The following is a 16,173-nucleotide window of genomic DNA, read 5'->3' as shown; positions in this document are numbered from 1 at the left end:
CCCGCCGTCAGCGCCTACACTCGCCGCTGGCTTTCGACTCCCGCAAGGAACGTCATGCACCGTTACCTAGCCTATCTCGCCAGTTGTCTGTTGCTGGCGTTGTCCATCGCGTTGTGCGCGATCTGGCCACTGTGGGGTTTGGGTGTGGTTGCATTCGCCGTGCTGTCCGTACTCGGGACGGTGGATCTGTTGCAGACGCCCAGTACGTTGCGCCGCAACTACCCGATCCTGGCGCATTTCCGCTATGGACTGGAATCGGTCGGTCCGGAGATACGTCAATACTTCCTGCAGAGCGATATCGAAGAGGTGCCGTTCTCGCGTCAACAGCGCGCCTTGGTCTATGAGCGTGCCAAAAACGTCATGGATGTTGTGCCGTTCGGGACTCAGCGTAGCGCTTATGCGGCCGATTACGAATGGATCAACCATTCCTTGGCCACCAGCGAAATTGCCGATCATGACTTCCGCCTCACCGTGGGTGCCGATTGCGCGCAGCCATACTCGGCCAGCGTATTCAATATTTCGGCGATGAGTTTCGGTGCGCTGTCGGCCAACGCCATCCGCGCACTCAACGGCGGTGCGCGCCAAGGCGGCTTCTATCACGACACCGGTGAAGGCTCGATTTCGCCCTATCACCGCGAAGGTGGTGGCGACTTGGTGTGGGAAATCGGCTCCGGCTATTTCGGTTGCCGCGATGCAAACGGGCATTTCGACGAACCGCGTTTCGTCGCCAGTGCCACCTTGGCGCAGGTCAAGATGATCGAGATCAAGCTCTCGCAGGGGGCCAAGCCGGGTCATGGCGGTGTGCTGCCGGCGGCCAAGGTCAGCGCCGAGATCGCGGCCGCGCGCGGGGTGGCGCTGGGTCGGGATTGCGTATCGCCCTCCCGCCATACGGCGTTCTCCACGCCGTTGGAGCTGCTGCAGTTCGTCGCCCGGCTGCGTACGCTGTCTGGCGGCAAGCCGACCGGGTTCAAGTTGGCGATCGGCCATCCCTGGGAGTGGTTCGCCATCGCCAAGGCGATGCAGGAGAGCGGGATGTACCCGGACTTCATCGTCGTCGACGGTGCCGAGGGCGGCACCGGTGCGGCACCGGCGGAGTTCATCGACCATGTCGGCGTACCCATGCAGGAGGCGCTGCTGTTAGTGCACAACACGTTGGTCGGGCTGGACATCCGCGAGCGGGTCAAGCTCGGCGCGGCTGGCAAGATCACCAGTGCCTTCGACATCGCGCGGACCCTGGCGCTGGGCGCGGACTGGTGCAATGCCGCGCGCGGCTTCATGTTCGCGTTGGGCTGCATTCAGTCATTGAGCTGCCATAACGACCGTTGCCCGACTGGCGTCGCCACCCAGGACCGCCGCCGCTGGCAGCATTTGGATCCGACCGACAAGGCCAACCGGGTCGCGCACTATCACGCCAATACGCTCAAGGCATTGGCCGAGCTGCTTTGTGCCGCTGGCCTGCAACACCCGGCGCAGCTTGGGCCTGAACACATTCTGCGCCGGGTTTCGCATGTGGAGATCCGCTCGCTGGCGTCCCTCTATTCTTATCTGGAGCCGGGCGAACTGTTGCGGACGCTCCCTGACCATGCGGTGTTCCGCGATTACTGGGAAGATGCGCGCAGCGATTCGTTTCAGCCGCCGACGCGGATTCGTCGTCTAAGCGAGAGTAAATCGCGCTGAGCGCCCGGAGCCTTCAGTCCCAGCCAGTCCCTGCCGATATCAGGGATGCCAGAGTGCGCCGATGACGGGGCCAGGTGACGGCGGTAGGGGGCGGATCCGCAGTTTGCGTGGGGTCCGGCTGGTGCCGACGGCCCTGTCAGGCTCATTCTCCCTTGACGCCATGGCCGGCTATTGTGATGGTTATATTTAAATTGCATGCACCGCATGAGCCAGACCCAGCCTCCTTCCTTCATCCCTCTGCCATTGCCGGAGTGGGAGCCGCAACGATTGCGTGCGTTGGCCGAACTGGAAATGTTGGATACGCCGTCGGAGCCCGTCTTCGATGACCTGATTTGGCTTGCCAGTCAACTGTGCGAAGTACCGATCGCGATTGTGTCGCTGATCGACGAGCGGCGCCAATGGTTCAAGGCGAGCTGTGGGCTGGACGTGATCGAGACCCCGCGCGAACTGGCGTTCTGCGCCTATGCGCTGCTGTCGCCGCACTTGATGGAAGTCCCCGATGCACTGTTGGACCCGCGCTTTGCCCAAAATGCGTTGGTGTTGGGCGCGCCGCACATCCGCTTCTATGCCGGCATGCCCTTGCTGGGCAGTGGCGGCTATATCTACGGTACCTTGTGCGTGATCGACACCCGGCCACGGCAGTTGAGCGAACGTCAGCGCGAAGGACTGCAGCGCTTAGCCAAGCAGGTCACCGCGCAACTGGAGACGCGCCGCGATGGCCGCATCGCCCAGACCCAGGCGCAGACACTGTCGTTGCTGCTGGAGACCATGCCCGATGCCGTGGTGTCGTGTACGGCCGACGGCACCCTGGGCCAGTTCAACCGCGTTGCGCGGCAATGGCATAGCGCCGATCCCCGCGCGCTGCCGCCGGCGCAATGGCCGGAGCACTTCAATTTGTTCGATGCCGCCGGCGAACGCCTGCTTGAGATGGAGCAGGTGCCGCTGGTGCGTGCCTGGCATGGAGAATCGATACGCGACGTGGAGATGGTGATCGCCGCCAAGGGGCAACAGCAGCGGAGCGTGCTGTGCAATGCCGAACGTCTGTACGCCGCCGACGGAGACATCCTTGGCGCGGTGTGCGTGATGCGCGATGTCACCGCTGAACGCGAGGCCACGCGTGCGGCGCTGCTTGCTGGACAGCGCTTCTCCGGTGCGTTTTCGGCCGCCGCCCATGGGATGGCGCTGGTATCGCTGGAAGGGCGCTGGCTGGAAGTCAACGATGCCTTGTGCGCGATGTTCGGTTACAGTCGCGCGCAGTTGCTGGACATGGATTTCAGACGTATCACGCATCCGGAGGATATTGCCAGGGACGCGGCGTTGCTGGAGGAGTTGGTTGCTGGCGAGCGTAACGATTACCACTTGGACAAGCGCTACCTTTGTCGTGATGGCAGCACCTTGTGGGCACATCTTGCAGTATCGCTGGTGCGCGACGAATACCAGCGTCCGGTGCATTTCGTCTCGCAAATCCAGGATGTCACGGAGAGGCAGCTGGCCGAACAGCGTTTGCGCCACAGCGAATCGCAGCTACGCACGATCGCCGATAATGCGCCGGCATTGATTGCCTACGTCGATCGCGATCTGCGCTTCCAGTTCGTCAACAAGCCCTATGCCGATTGGTTCGCGCTGCTGCCGGCACAGATCGTCGGCCGTCATCTGCACGAGGTACTGGATGCGGTGCAGTTCGAATTGCTTGCCACGCACGTGTCACCGGCGTTGGATGGGCAGCCGGCACAGTTCGACGCCGAGCTCAACAATGCGGCTGGCGAGGCGCGGATCATGCATTTCAGCTTAGTGCCGGACGATGCATTGGCGCCGCAACGTGCCGGTTTCCACATGATGGTCAGCGATATTACCGGACAGACCCGGTCGGCGCGGATGATGGAAGCGCGTGCGCTGCACGACGAGCTGACCGGGCTGCCCAACCGTATGGCCTGGAATCAGGCTCTGCGCCAACTGCTCAATCAGTCTGGGCGTCGCAGCGATGCCCACGCTGCGTTGATGTTCCTGGATATGAACGATTTCAAGGGTATCAACGATCGTTACGGCCACCATGTCGGTGACGCGGTGCTGGTGCATTTCGCCCGCCTGCTCAAGACGTGCCTGCGCGAGAAAGACTTCATTGCGCGGCTTGGCGGTGACGAATTCGTGGTCCTGTTGGACATTCTCGACGACCCGCACCGCGAGGCGACCGCTGCGGCGGAGCGGGTGCTGGCGGTCGCCGCCGAGGGCTGTCTGGTCGAAGGCCAGCGTCTGCCGTTGCAGCCGAGCATCGGCATCGCTCTGCAGACTGGCGCCGTCTTTGACCCGACACTACTCACGCAGCGTGCGGACGAGGCAATGTATGCGGCCAAGCGCGACCCCAACCGTCGCGTGCAGATCGCGACGCTCTGAGCGTCGCGCTGGCGCATCCCGGTACCGGGCGCTACCGTGTTCAGCCAGTGTGGCGTTGCAGCCAGGCGATGGCGCCGCGACCGGCGCGTACTCCGCTGGCGAAGCAGGCGGTTAGCAGGTAGCCCCCGGTTGGGGCTTCCCAGTCGAGCATTTCGCCCGCGCAGAAGGTGCCTGGGAGGGTGTACAGCATCAGTTGTGGGTCCAGCGCTTCCAGGCGCACGCCGCCGGCGCTGCTGATCGCCTCGGCCAGCGGCCGCGGCCGCAACAGGGTCAGCGGCAGGCGCTTGAGTGTGGCGGCGGCCTGGGCCGGATCCTGACCAGCCTGTTTGCCCAGCACTTCGAACAGCAGAGCGGTCTTGACCCCATCGATTCCCGCCTGCCTGCGCAGGTGTTCGCCGAAGCTGCGTCCACCGCGCGGCTTGCCCAGTTCGGCCTGTAGACGTTGCAGTGTGCGGCCTGGCGCCAGGTCCAGCCACACTGTTGTCGGGCCGTAGGTGGCGATTGCCTCGCGCAGGTGCGCCGACAGCGCGTAGATCAGGCTGCCTTCGATGCCGGAGTCGCTGACTACGCATTCGCCTTGTAGCGACTGCGCACGGCCATCGGTGTCGTGCCAGTGTGCGATCACCGGCTTCAGCGGGCTGCCGGCATAGCGTCCGCGGAAATGCGTACTCCAGGCCACCTCGAAGCCACAGTTGGACGGTCGCAGTGGTGCCAGCTCCACCCCACGGGCACGTAGTGTGTCCTGCCAGGCGCCATCGGAACCGAGCTGCGGCCAGCTGCCGCCGCCCAGCGCCAACACGCAGGCATCGGCTTGGGCCAGGTATTCGCCAGCGGCGCTGGAAAAGCGCAGTGCACCATCCGCGTGCCAGCCCAGCCAGTGGTGTTGTACGTGGAAGCGTACCCCCGCGTCCTTCAGTCGGCGCACCCATCCGCGCAGCAGCGGTGCTGCTTTGCGGTCCAGGGGGAACACTCGCCCGGAACTGCCGACATAGGTCTCCACGCCCTGCGCTTGCGCCCAGGCACGCAGCGCCTGCGCATCGAAATCGGCCAGCCAGTCGCCGACTGCGGTGGCGCGCTCGCGGTAGCGCGAGACGAAGTCTGCGAACGGATCGGAATGCGTGAGGTTGAGTCCGCCCTTGCCAGCGATCAGGAACTTGCGCCCGACCGAGCCCTTGGCTTCGTACAGATCGACCTCGGCGCCGGCCGCGCACGCGGTTTCGGCGGCGATCAGCCCGGCCGGGCCGCCACCGACGATGGCGATGCGGCCGTGCACGCGGGCGACGAGCTTATCGGTGGACATCCTTGCGACTGGCTCAACGTGGCGTGACGTCGAGCAGTTCGACCTCGAACACCAGCGAGGCCCCAGGCGGGATCACGCCACCCGCGCCGTTGTCGCCATAGCCGTACTCCGGTGGCAGCAGTAATCGGCGCTTACCGCCCACGCGCATCCCGGCCACGCCTTCGTCCCAGCCACGGATCACCTGGTCACCGCCGAGCAGGAAGGAAAAGGGTTGGCCATGGTCGGCGGAGGCGTCGAATTTCACGCCTTGCTTGTCCTTGGCGTTTTCGTCGTACAGCCAGCCGGTGTAATGCACGGTCACGCGATTGCCGGGGTGTGCCTCGGCACCGTTGCCGACGCGCTCGTCGAGTGCCTGGAAGCTGGCGATCCGGCCGCCAGGCGGCGGGCCTGGCGGGGTGCAGCCGCCCAATAGCCAGGCTGGCAACGACAGGCTCAACAACAGCAGGACACGGCGCATGGGCAACATCGACGGTGGACAGGGCGTGCAAGGGTAGCGCATCGCCGCAGCGGCTATCATCGGCGCATGGCCAAACGATTGCTCAACCTGCGCGACGTACCCGAGGACGAGCGCACCGAGGTGTGTGCGTTGCTCGATGCCGCCTGCATCGACTATTACCAAACCCGAGCCGGCACGTTTGGCATCTCTGCTGGCGGCATCTGGCTGCGCGAGGATGCCGAGCAAGCGCGTGCCAAAGCGCTATTGGCCGAATACCAGACACAGCGCGGCGCGCGTGCTCGCGCCGAGCGCGCGGCGGCGTTGCGCGATGGCAGCGCCGAGACGTTCGTCAGTTTGCTGCGGCGGCGTCCACTGTTCGTGCTGGGCATCTTGCTGGGAATGCTGCTGGTTGCTTCGCTGGTGCTGTTGCCGTTCGTGCTGCTGCGCGGCTAGAGGCGCAGGTGCGAGGCTAAGATACGCAGATGATCGCCAATACCGCTGCCTATCACTTCGTCGCTATCGCCGATCCGGATGCGTTTGCCACGCAATTGCACGCATCGGCTGAACGGGTCGGATTGCGCGGCACCATTCTGGTGGCGGGCGAGGGCATCAATTTATTCCTGGCTGGGGCGACGCTGGCCATCGACACCTTTTACGCGCAGTTGCGCGCCGATCCGCGCTTTGCCGATTTACGGGTCAAGACCAGTGTCAGTGTGCAGCAACCGTTCGCACGGCTGAAAGCCAAGGTTAAACCGGAAATCATCAGTTTCCGTCGCGACGCCGCCTCGCCACTGGATGGCGCGCGCGCGCCGACGGTGGCGCCGGTCACGTTGCAGCGTTGGCTGCGCCAGGGTCACGACGACACCGGTCGGCGCGTGGTGCTCTTGGACACGCGTAATGCGCAGGAAGTGGAGCACGGCACCTTTGCCGGCGCGCTGACCTTGCCGATCGTCAAGTTCACCGAGCTGCCCGAGGCGCTGGCACCGTATCGCACGGCCCTGGCCGACGCGACCGTGGTCAGCTTCTGCACCGGCGGGATTCGCTGCGAGAAGGCGGTACTTTGGATGCGCGCCGATGGCATGGAGAATGTACTGCAACTGGATGGCGGCATTCTCGGTTACTTCGAGGAAGTGGGGGGAGAGGGGTACGACGGTCGCTGTTTCGTCTTCGACGATCGCGTGGCGCTGGATCCGCACCTGCAGCCATTGGTGCCGTAGATACCTGTTGCGTTCAGGCGTACTGCATCTTCCGGGTCATGCCGCCGTCCACCACGATGTCCTGACCGGTGACGAAGCCTGCCTGTTCCGAGAGTAGATACACCGCCAGTGCGCCGATGTCCTGCGGCGTGCCCACGCGGCCGGCAGGGTGTTGGGTGTGATCCTGCCGCGACAGTATTGGCTTACGTCGCGTGCTCGGCTTGCGCCATGCGTCGGTGGCGATCCAGCCTGGGCTGATGCAGTTGACCCGCACCGCAGGTCCAGCACTGATTGCCAGCGCATGGGTGAAGGCTACCAGCCCGCCCTTGGCTGCGGCGTAGGCTTCGCTGTCCGCTTCCGACTGATGGGCGCGGGTAGAGGCAATGTTGACGATCGCCGCGCCGCTACGGCTGGCCTTCAGGGCCGGCAGCGCGTGTTTGCAGCACAGGAACGCGCCGCCCAGGTTCGTGGCCAGGCGCCGGTGCCACTCGCGCAACGATAGGCGTTCCAGCGGCCCTGTGTATGGATCGGCGATACCAGCATTGTTGACAAGGCCGTCGATGTGTCCGAATCGCGCCAGCGCGGTGTCGATGAAACGGCGCACGCTCGCCTCGGCGGTCACATCCAGGCGTCGGAATAGCACGCGGTCGTTTGCACCCAATTCGGTCAGACAGGCACGCCCGGCTTCGGTATCGAGATCGCCGAGCGCGACATAGCCGCCGGCATCCAGCACCGCATGCGCCACACCGCGGCCGATACCTTGTGCACCGCCGCTGATCAGGACCACACGATCGCGCAACGGCGGCAGGGAAACGCTAGAGGGCGGCGGGAGAAGGGGCATGGTGGCACTCGGGCAGGTGGGGACACAGCGTGGCGGTGATGCCGTGTGGCCGGCGTCGCCGTGACGTCTGATGACCGATAGCGATGCCAGCGTACATCCGTGTTCGGCTTGTTGTCGCTGTAATGCAGCGCGCATTGGGTAATTTGTCGGTAATCGGCGTTGACTCGCTATTGCCGTGACGAGTGGTTGTTGATTGCCAACAGCTACGACGACATCGCACCGTTATGCTCGTTTTAGCTCGTCGCCGATATAGGGAGCGAGGGCGCCGTTGCAGCCTGAATTCGTTAGGTGTTTGCGCAAGTGCCTGCGGAGGAAGCGAGTGCCGGCCCGGCTGTAGGGTCTGTTGTGTCGATGTGTATCACAGGATCGAAGCCTCTTCACGGAGAGTTGATTTTGTCGGGTGTGTCATCTGCCTGCACCGTGTTTCACTACGGTTACCGGTCGCAGTGATGCGGCTTCGGTCAACGAAGTTCTAATAGGTGATGACGACATGAGCGAACAACATCCTGCGCCTTCTGTGCACGATTGTGGACTGGAAGCTGCCTTGCAGCAGATGTCGATCTATCTGGAGCGTTTGCGCAGTCATGTTTCAGATGACCGTGGCATGAACACCACCACGCCGCGCGTGAGTCACGTGTTCGTCAGCGAATCGGACCTACGTCTTCTGCAGGGGTGAGGCGGACGGTGTCGGTGTTGCAGCGTGGCATTAACTAACGCTGCGTTGCGTCCATACTTTGTTCATCTCCAGCTCTGAGGCAGAGGCCTGTGCCAGGCAAGTGCTATCGCACAGCTACCCTCGATACAGCGGCCTTTGCCGTCGTTCGCGACGGCCATTCACCCTGTGATGTCATCGCTGTTATCGTCCCGCAGCTTGTGCAATAGCAGCTTGTCCACGCGTGCGCCGTCCAGGTCCACGATCTCGATCCGCCAGCCGGCCCAGTCGAAGAACTCGCCGGTATGCGGGATGCGTCCGAAGTAGTAGATGCACAAGCCGGCCAGGGTGTTGTAGTCGCTTTCCTCGGCGCTGGGTAACTCCGCGCCGCCCAGCAATTCACGCAGATCCTCGATTGCCAGCGAACCGTCGATCAGCAGCGAGCCATCGCTACGTGTCACCACCAATGCATCCTCGTCGGCGTTGTCCACCGATTGCAGGCGTCCAACCACGGCGCCCATCAGGTCGCTGACCGTGACCAGTCCCTGGATCTCGCCGTACTCGTCCACCACCAGCGCCATCGACTGCTGTTCCTCGCGGAAAATCTCCAGCAGCTTCATCGCATGAGTGGATTCGGACACGAACAGCGTGTCGCGCAGGCTTTGGAACAACTGCTCGCCGCCGCTCCCCATGCGCGTCACCAGCGATTTCACTTCCAGCACGCCAGCGATGTCCTGATCGTTGCCGCGGTACACGGGGTAGCGCGAGAATGCATGTTCGTGCATCACCTGTAGGTTGCGTTGCGGCTCGGCGTTGGCATCCAGCCAGGCGATGCGATTGCGTGGGGTCATCAGGCTGTCGGCGGTGCGGTCGCCCAGGCGCATGACCCGGTTCATCATGTTGCGCTCGTGCGCGTCGATCACGCCGGCCTCGTGGCTCTCGGCGACCAGTATGCGAATTTCTTCTTCGGTCACCGATGCCGATTCTTCCTTGCCCAGACCGAGCAGGCGCAGCACCAGTCGGGTCGAGCGCGACAGCAGCCAAACGCCTGGGGCGGCGATCCGCGCCAGCCAACCCATCGGGATCGCGACGATGCTGGCGATGGTTTCCGAACGGGTCAGCGCCACGCGTTTTGGTACCAGTTCGCCGAAGATCAATGTCAGGAAGGTGATCAGTACGATCGCCAGGGTTTTGCCGATCATTGCCGAATACGGCTGCGGGTGGCCGATCAGGGTGAAGTTCGCGGCTAGCGCCGGGAACAGCACCTGCAGCCGCGTGGCGATCGCCGTGCCGATGGCTTCGCCGCCGAATACGCCGGTGAGGATGCCGATGGCGGTGATGCCGATCTGCACCGTGGAGAGGAAGTGTTCGGGATTCTCGGCCAGCGCCAGTGCCTTGGCCGCGCGGGAGCTGGACTGCGCCATCTGCTTCAGCCGGCTCTTGCGCGAGGTCATCAGCGACATCTCCGACATCGCGAAGAAGCCGTTCAGCAGCACCAGAGCGGCCACGATCAACAGTTCAAGCATGCGCGCGCTCCCTGGCGGCAAGGGAAGCGGGGACAGGTGCGCCAGGGTGGCGCAGGGGAGGGGAATGAGTGGCGTCGTCCATAGCATGCACCCGGCGAAGGGTGCTGCGACATGGTAACAAACCATCGCGACAGCTGTGTCCACTTGGAGGCCCCGCCTGCTGGATTGCGATGCTCGGCGAGTGTAGGCAATGAATTGCCCAGTGATACGCCCAGGGTTCCGTAGACACTCATGACCCTCGTTGCGCGTAGCGCCGCTCGAACTCTACAGGCGACAGGTCGCCATTTGAACCATGGCGGCGTTTTGGGTTGTAGAACATCTCCATATAGTCGAACACCTCGGCGCGTCTTGTGACCGCCCTCGCCAATCCTTACACTATCGTAGTCAGCGTTTGACGTTGTCCCCGGGGGTGCACTGGTTTCGACGGGGGTTGCAAAATCGCTTGGCGCATGCCGAGGGGGCAGCTTTCCTCGTAAATCCAGCCGCAAACTTATAGTTGCCAACGACGACAACTACGCTCTGGCCGCTTAAGGCCTAGCCCCGAAATCGCTTGTGTCCGTGCTCGCGACGTAGGGTCATTATCACGGAATCGTCGGTGGTGGCTGCCTGTCAGCCACTGGCTAAATCAAGCAGGCTGGTCCCGGGATGCGCTTCGCACATCGTGCTGTTCCGGGGCGAGATGCAACGATGAGCTAAGCATGTAGTGCCGGGGATGGAGTGCCTTCGGACGGCGGTTCGATTCCGCCCACCTCCACCATTCACCCAGAACCCAACTGTTCTCCGTTGGGTTTTTTTCTGCCCGCAAGGCGATGCCCGGGTCCAGGCATCACGCGTTCTTGTTGTGCCGGCGCATGATCCGCTGTTTGTCGCGGGCCCAGTCGCGGTCTTTGGCTGCGTTGCGCTTGTCGTGGTCCTGTTTACCCTTGGCGAGTGCGATCTCCAGCTTGATCTTGTTCTTGCTCCAATACATCGCCGTGGGGACCAGGGTGTAGCCGTCGCGTTCGACGCGACCGATCAGCTTGTCGATCTCGTTCCGGTGCAATAGCAGTTTGCGCGTGCGTCGGTCGTCGGCGACCACATGGGTGGAGGCCTGGATCAACGGCGTGATCTGCGCGCCGAACAGGAACAGTTCACCTTGACGGACGAAAGCGTAGCTCTCGCCGATGTTGGCGCGGCCAGCGCGGATCGACTTGACCTCCCAGCCCTGTAGGGCCAGCCCGGCTTCGTAGCGATCCTCCAGATGGTACTCGTGGCGCGCGCGCTTGTTCAGGGCGATGGTCTTGTTGGCCGTCGGGCCGTTTGCTTTATCCTTGCCAGGTTTCTTGCTCATCTTGCTATTGTCTCCGATTCGGGGCTTCCCGAATCGTCTTGGTCTGATTTCCTCGTATCGAATGCCTATCATCCGCCGCAGCGCTCTGGTCGAACACCCCGCAACGCGCATGTTCGATCTGGTCAACGACGTCGCCGCTTATCCGCGCCGGTTTGCCTGGTGCGATGCGGCCCACATCCTGGAGCAGAGCGACCAGTCCCTGGTGGCGCGGCTGGATCTGGGCTTGGGATCGTTCCGTACATGGTTCACCACCGAGAATCGGTTGCAGCGTCCCCAACGCATCGAGATGCTGCTGCGTGACGGCCCATTCAAACGGATGCAAGGCCAGTGGGAGTTTCAGGGGTTCAACGAGCGCGCCAGCAAGGTCAGTTTGATGCTGGACTTCGAGCCTGCCTCGCGGTTGTTGGGGCCGGCGCTGGCGCTGGGTTTCCAGAGCCTGGCCGATCGCATGGTCAACGACTTCGTTCGTGTCGCCGACCAGGAACGGGAGTAGCTTGCTTGCAGATCGAGGTAGTGCTGGCTTGGCCGGAGCGATTCGTGTCGCGGACGCTGCAGCTGCGCGATGGTGCGACGGTCGCCGATGCGCTGGCGTCGGCTGCGTTGGCCGAAGCGACGCCGGGCATGCCCTGTGCGATCTACGGTGAGATCGCCGCGCCGAACCGGTTGTTGCAGGACGGTGATCGGGTGGAACTGCTCAGGCCGCTGTTGGTCGATCCGAAGGATGCCCGTCGGCGGCGTGCCAAGCCGGGTTGAAACCTTGTTATGTTGCCAATAGCGGCGATGGGCTTACTCGCCGCGGCGTTGCTTCTTCTTGTCCTTGGCCAGATTGCGACCGAATTGGTGCACGCTGTTCTTTGACAGTTCGGCATCCTGGTCGGGGAAGTAGTCGCCTTCCCAGCGGGTGACCTGATCGTTCTCGAAGAACACCACAAAATTCTTGATCTGGGTCCGCCCCAGCCGATCCAGTCGCTCGGTTGAGGTGTAGTCCCAGCGTTGGGCATGGAACGGATCCGGGATCGAGGGACTGCCCAGCAATGCACTGACCTGCTCTTTGCTCTGTCCGACCTTGAGCTGCTCGACGGCCGACTGCTTGATCAGATTGCCCTGGTAGATGGGCTGCTTGTAGATGATGCCGCAGCCAGCGGTGGACAAGGCAATAGCGGCGACCAGCAGAAGAGTGCGCATCGGGGACAGGACTGAGGGAAATCGTGTCGATGATACACTTACAGCGACCGCCGCGACCCATCCAAGGCCGTTGGCGATAAACCAGCTATGAACGGAGACACCATGGAATCCCACGATCTGCGCAAAGTCGGCTTGAAGGTCACGCATCCCCGGATGCGCATCCTCGAGCTGCTGGAGCAGAAGTCGGCGCGTCACCACATGACGGCGGAAGAAATCTATCGTCAGTTGCTAGACCATGGCGACGAAATCGGCTTGGCCACGGTGTACCGGGTGCTGACCCAGTTCGAGGCGGCGGGGCTTGTGCTCAAGCATAACTTCGAAGGTGGCCAGGCGGTTTACGAACTGGACCGCGGTGTCCACCACGACCACATGGTGGATGTGGATACCGGCAAGATCATTGAGTTCGAGAGCGCGGAAATCGAGGAGTTGCAGCGGAAGATTGCTGCCGAGCACGGCTATGAACTGGAAGAGCACTCGCTGGTGCTGTACGTGCGCAGCAAGCGCTTGGGCGGCAAGAGGGGCTGAGTGCGTAGTGTGACAGCCAGTGGGGCGGCATGCCTCACTGGGCGTAGAGCGACGAAGAGGTTGGCCTGCCGTGCCGCGATGCGTCTACGCCGTGACGCGGTGTGTCCCGTGTACGTTAGCCGACGCTGAGCAGTAGCCGCTTGGCTGCCGCGCGCGCTTCCTTGCTGACTTCGACACCCCCGAGCATCCGTGCCAGTTCTTCTTCGCGCTGGCGCGGTTCGAGCAGTTCCACCGCGCTCTGGGTCATGCCCTCGACCGGTGCCTTGCTGACCCGGTAATGGGCATGGCCCTGCGCCGCGACCTGCGGCAGATGCGTCACGCACAGGACCTGACGCTGCTCGCCAAGCGCGCGCAACTTCTTGCCGACGATATCGGCGACTGCGCCACCGATGCCCGAGTCCACTTCGTCGAAGACCATGGTCGGGACCGCGTCCAGACCCAGTGCGGCGACCTCGATCGCCAGCGAGATGCGCGAGAGTTCGCCGCCGGAAGCGACTTTGCGCAAAGCCCGAGGTGGCTGTCCGGCATTGGCGGCGACCAGGAATTCGATCCGTTCGGCCCCGGTCGGATCGGGCCGTTCGTTCTCGTGCGGTTCGAGCTGGATCAGGAAATGCCCCCCGCCCATGCCGAGTTCGCCGATCAGTGCGGTGGTGTCGCGCGACAGCGCTTGCGCGCCAAGTGCGCGGGTGACGGTCAACGCGGTCGCGGCTTCGCGCCAGGCCTGCGCGGCTTGCGCGATCTCCGCGTCGAGCCGGTCCATGCGCTCGCCGGTGCCGCGCAGGCTCTCCACTTCGGCGAGCAGTGCGTCGCGATGTGCGCTCAGCGCCTCCATGCCGATTCGGTGTTTGCGAGCCAGGTCGTGTAGGCGCCCGAGCTTGCGTTCCATGTCCTCGAATTGCGCGGGGTCGGCATCGAGGTCGTCGCGCGTCCGTTCGAGCAATGCCAGCGCTTCTTCTAGTTGGATGCTGGCACTGTCGATCAGTGCCTGGACCTCGCTCAGGCGCGGGTCGTATTCGCCGACCTTGCCCAGTGCATGGCGGGTTTGCTGCAGCAGTTCCAGTGCCGCCGGTGTGTCGTCCCCGTTGAGCCGTTGCGCCGCGCTCTCGCATGCCGCGATCAGCGCGGCGGCATGGGCCTGGCGACGGTGGTTAGCGTCCAGCGTCGCGATCGCCGCGGGGTCCAGATCCTCGCGCTGCAGTTCGCTCAATTGGTGCTGCAGGAAGCCGATGCGGTCGGAGACGTCGCCCTGTGCCAGCAGGGTCTCGCGCTCGGTCAGCAGTGCTTGCCAGCGCATGGCGGTGCTGCGCACCATGGTGCGCTCGGTCTCGTTGCGGGCGTAGGCGTCGAGCAGACCGAGCTGGCTGCTGCGCGAAAGCAGCGCCTGGTGTTCGTGCTGGCCGTGGATCTCCACCAGGTGACCGGCCAGTTCGGCCAGTTGCGTCAATGTCACCGGACGTCCGTTGATCCAGGCGCGGGAACCACCGTCAGCACGGATCACCCGGCGCAGCTGGCAGTGCGCGTCGTCGTCCAGTTCGTTCTCGCGCAGCCAGGTGCGCGCCGGGGCGGTGGCGGGGAGGCTGAATTCGGCCGACAGTTCGGCGCGCTCGGCGCCGTGGCGGACCACGCCGCTGTCGGCGCGCAACCCGGACAGGAAACCGAGCGCATCCACCATCAGCGACTTGCCGGCCCCGGTTTCACCGGACACCACGGTCATGCCGGGGCCCAATTCCAGTTCGGTGCCGCGGACGACGGCGAAATCCTTGATCGAAAGGTGTTTGAGCATGGGGTCTATATCCAGGGCCGCGCAACGCTAGCATGCGCGGGTAGGTAGGCCAATGACTTGCCAAGCGGCCAGGCAACCATTATCTAGTGTCTAGTCTCACGGGTTGATTCCATGCCTGCCTCGCCGTTGCAGTCCGCCCTCGATCCGCGTGCCCGGCAATTGCTGCGCACCTTGATCTCGCGTTACATCCGTGACGGCGAGCCGGTCGGTTCGCAGACGTTGGCCCGCCATGCCGGGCTGGACGTGAGCCCGGCGACGATCCGCAACATCCTGGCCGACCTCGAAGACGCCGGCCTGCTCAGCTCGCCGCACACGTCGGCCGGGCGCGTGCCCACTGCCACCGGTTATCGGGTATTCGTCGACAGTCTGGTGCAGATGCGCCCGCCTGCCGAGGACGAAGTGGCGCGGCTGCGCGCGGAGATGGCCAATGCCGCCGGTACCCAAGCGCTGCTCGGTAGCGCCTCGGAGTTGCTGTCGGCGATGACCCATTTCGTCGGCGTGGTCAGTGCGCCCAAGCGCGAGCAGTTCGCGTTCCGGCACATCGACTTCGTGCCCCTGGATGCGCGGCGCGTGCTGGCGATCCTGGTGTTCGCCGACAATGAAGTGCAAAACCGGGTGATCGAGCCGCGCAAGGCCTACGAGCCGGCGGAACTGGAACGCGTCGCCAATTATCTGAACGCCCATTTCGCCGGGCGCGCACTGGCCGACATCCGCGCCAGCCTGTTGCGCGACCTGCGCCGCGCACGCGACGCGATGGAACAATTGCTTGCCCACAGTGTTGAATTGGCCGAACAAGCGCTGGCCCCGGTCGGCGACGATGTCGTGCTAGCCGGGCAGACCAAGCTGATGGGGGTGCAGGATCTGTCGGACTTGGAGCGGTTGCGCGAACTGTTCGAGGTTTTCGCCAGCAAGCGCGAAATCCTGCAACTGCTGGAGCGCACCATCCGTGCCCCAGGGGTGCGCATCTTCATCGGCGAGGAGACCGGCATGGTGCCGCTGGAGAGCGTGTCGCTGGTGACGGCGCCCTACATGGCCGGTGGTCAGGTGCTTGGCGTGCTGGGGGTGATCGGCCCCAAGCGCATGGACTACGACCGGGTCATCCCGTTGGTGCAGATCGCTGCCGAGGTGCTGGGTGCAAGGCTCGACCCGGCTCCGTCTGATGAACGTTGACGGTCGGCGCGGTTAGCCCTTGTCGATCAGGCCTTCTGCTGTGCGCCATCGCTTCTATCTCCCGTTCCGCCCTTTCCCTGCAACACAGCATCTTGAATCCTTGCGCATCGCCCACATTAGGTGGTCCGGTAGCGCGGGTGTACCTCCCGCCAGGGACACAG

The 16,173-nt window shown here is 63.8% G+C and carries 16 protein-coding genes, 1 other RNA gene and 1 pseudogene; 10 read left to right on the top strand and 8 right to left on the bottom strand.

Going from position 1 to position 16,173, the window contains the following annotated elements; all coding sequences use genetic code 11:
- The first annotated feature begins 54 nt into the window (after positions 1–54).
- A complete protein-coding gene (locus tag XaFJ1_RS08155; RefSeq protein ID WP_012916192.1) occupies positions 55–1,677 on the top strand; it encodes an FMN-binding glutamate synthase family protein in 1,623 nt (540 codons plus the stop codon).
- 204 nt (positions 1,678–1,881) lie between these two features.
- Entirely contained in the window at positions 1,882–4,068 is a 2,187-nt protein-coding gene (locus XaFJ1_RS08150) for a diguanylate cyclase domain-containing protein (protein WP_012916191.1), read from the top strand.
- Positions 4,069–4,108: 40 nt separating this feature from the next.
- On the opposite strand, the gene XaFJ1_RS08145 is transcribed toward XaFJ1_RS08150, so the two are convergent.
- Both XaFJ1_RS08145 and XaFJ1_RS08140 read right to left on the bottom strand, forming a co-directional pair.
- Entirely contained in the window at positions 4,109–5,368 is a 1,260-nt protein-coding gene (locus tag XaFJ1_RS08145) for a TIGR03862 family flavoprotein (RefSeq protein WP_012916190.1), read from the bottom strand.
- A 13-nt stretch (positions 5,369–5,381) separates the two neighbouring features.
- On the bottom strand, positions 5,382–5,825 hold the full coding sequence (locus tag XaFJ1_RS08140; RefSeq protein ID WP_045757285.1) for an FKBP-type peptidyl-prolyl cis-trans isomerase: 444 nt from the start codon (positions 5,823–5,825) through the stop codon (positions 5,382–5,384).
- Between the two features lie 66 nt (positions 5,826–5,891).
- On the opposite strand from XaFJ1_RS08140, the gene XaFJ1_RS08135 reads away from it, so the two are divergent.
- Complete coding sequence (locus XaFJ1_RS08135) at positions 5,892–6,257, top strand: DUF6164 family protein (protein WP_012916188.1); 366 nt, start codon at positions 5,892–5,894, stop codon at positions 6,255–6,257.
- A 29-nt stretch (positions 6,258–6,286) separates the two neighbouring features.
- A complete protein-coding gene (locus XaFJ1_RS08130; RefSeq protein ID WP_012916187.1) occupies positions 6,287–7,021 on the top strand; it encodes a sulfurtransferase in 735 nt (244 codons plus the stop codon).
- A gap of 13 nt (positions 7,022–7,034) precedes the next feature.
- Here the strand turns inward: XaFJ1_RS08130 and XaFJ1_RS08125 are convergent, their stop codons facing one another.
- A complete protein-coding gene (locus XaFJ1_RS08125) occupies positions 7,035–7,841 on the bottom strand; it encodes an SDR family oxidoreductase (RefSeq protein WP_012916186.1) in 807 nt (268 codons plus the stop codon).
- 490 nt (positions 7,842–8,331) lie between these two features.
- On the opposite strand from XaFJ1_RS08125, the gene XaFJ1_RS08120 reads away from it, so the two are divergent.
- Positions 8,332–8,517: a hypothetical protein gene (locus tag XaFJ1_RS08120; protein ID WP_012916185.1), complete on the top strand. Its 186-nt coding sequence runs from the start codon at positions 8,332–8,334 to the stop codon at positions 8,515–8,517.
- 158 nt (positions 8,518–8,675) lie between these two features.
- Here XaFJ1_RS08120 and XaFJ1_RS08115 read toward each other — a convergent pair whose 3' ends face one another.
- Positions 8,676–10,019, bottom strand: coding sequence for a hemolysin family protein (locus XaFJ1_RS08115; protein ID WP_012916184.1), 1,344 nt, complete (start codon positions 10,017–10,019; stop codon positions 8,676–8,678).
- A 229-nt stretch (positions 10,020–10,248) separates the two neighbouring features.
- A pseudogene (locus tag XaFJ1_RS08110) lies at positions 10,249–10,365 on the bottom strand (IS3 family transposase); the annotation flags it as partial.
- A gap of 59 nt (positions 10,366–10,424) precedes the next feature.
- Here XaFJ1_RS08110 and ssrA point away from each other — a divergent pair.
- Positions 10,425–10,776, top strand: a transfer-messenger RNA (tmRNA) gene (ssrA, locus tag XaFJ1_RS08105).
- 69 nt (positions 10,777–10,845) lie between these two features.
- Here the strand turns inward: ssrA and smpB are convergent.
- Entirely contained in the window at positions 10,846–11,349 is a 504-nt protein-coding gene (gene smpB, locus XaFJ1_RS08100) for an SsrA-binding protein SmpB (protein WP_012916183.1), read from the bottom strand.
- Positions 11,350–11,410: 61 nt separating this feature from the next.
- Here smpB and XaFJ1_RS08095 point away from each other — a divergent pair, with 61 nt between their 5' ends.
- Together XaFJ1_RS08095 and XaFJ1_RS08090 are read left to right on the top strand one after the other, a co-directional pair.
- Complete coding sequence (locus XaFJ1_RS08095) at positions 11,411–11,842, top strand: type II toxin-antitoxin system RatA family toxin (protein WP_012916182.1); 432 nt, start codon at positions 11,411–11,413, stop codon at positions 11,840–11,842.
- A gap of 5 nt (positions 11,843–11,847) precedes the next feature.
- Positions 11,848–12,102: an RnfH family protein gene (locus tag XaFJ1_RS08090; RefSeq protein ID WP_012916181.1), complete on the top strand. Its 255-nt coding sequence runs from the start codon at positions 11,848–11,850 to the stop codon at positions 12,100–12,102.
- A gap of 33 nt (positions 12,103–12,135) precedes the next feature.
- Here XaFJ1_RS08090 and XaFJ1_RS08085 read toward each other — a convergent pair whose 3' ends face one another.
- The gene (locus XaFJ1_RS08085; protein WP_012916180.1) at positions 12,136–12,534 is read right to left on the bottom strand and encodes an outer membrane protein assembly factor BamE; all 399 of its coding nucleotides are present in this window, start codon (positions 12,532–12,534) and stop codon (positions 12,136–12,138) included.
- A gap of 102 nt (positions 12,535–12,636) precedes the next feature.
- On the opposite strand from XaFJ1_RS08085, the gene fur reads away from it, so the two are divergent.
- Positions 12,637–13,059, top strand: a complete 423-nt coding sequence (gene fur / locus XaFJ1_RS08080) for a ferric iron uptake transcriptional regulator (protein WP_012916179.1) — start codon at positions 12,637–12,639, stop codon at positions 13,057–13,059.
- 115 nt (positions 13,060–13,174) lie between these two features.
- Here the strand turns inward: fur and recN are convergent, their stop codons facing one another.
- Complete coding sequence (gene recN / locus XaFJ1_RS08075) at positions 13,175–14,842, bottom strand: DNA repair protein RecN (protein ID WP_012916178.1); 1,668 nt, start codon at positions 14,840–14,842, stop codon at positions 13,175–13,177.
- Positions 14,843–14,953: 111 nt separating this feature from the next.
- Between recN and hrcA the strand changes: the two genes are divergently transcribed.
- Complete coding sequence (gene hrcA / locus XaFJ1_RS08070; RefSeq protein WP_012916177.1) at positions 14,954–16,012, top strand: heat-inducible transcriptional repressor HrcA; 1,059 nt, start codon at positions 14,954–14,956, stop codon at positions 16,010–16,012.
- The last annotated feature ends 161 nt before the right edge of the window (positions 16,013–16,173 follow it).

Source organism: Xanthomonas albilineans (assembly GCF_009931595.1).
Taxonomy (GTDB): domain Bacteria; phylum Pseudomonadota; class Gammaproteobacteria; order Xanthomonadales; family Xanthomonadaceae; genus Xanthomonas_A; species Xanthomonas_A albilineans.
This window is presented reverse-complemented; position numbering and strand designations above follow the sequence as displayed.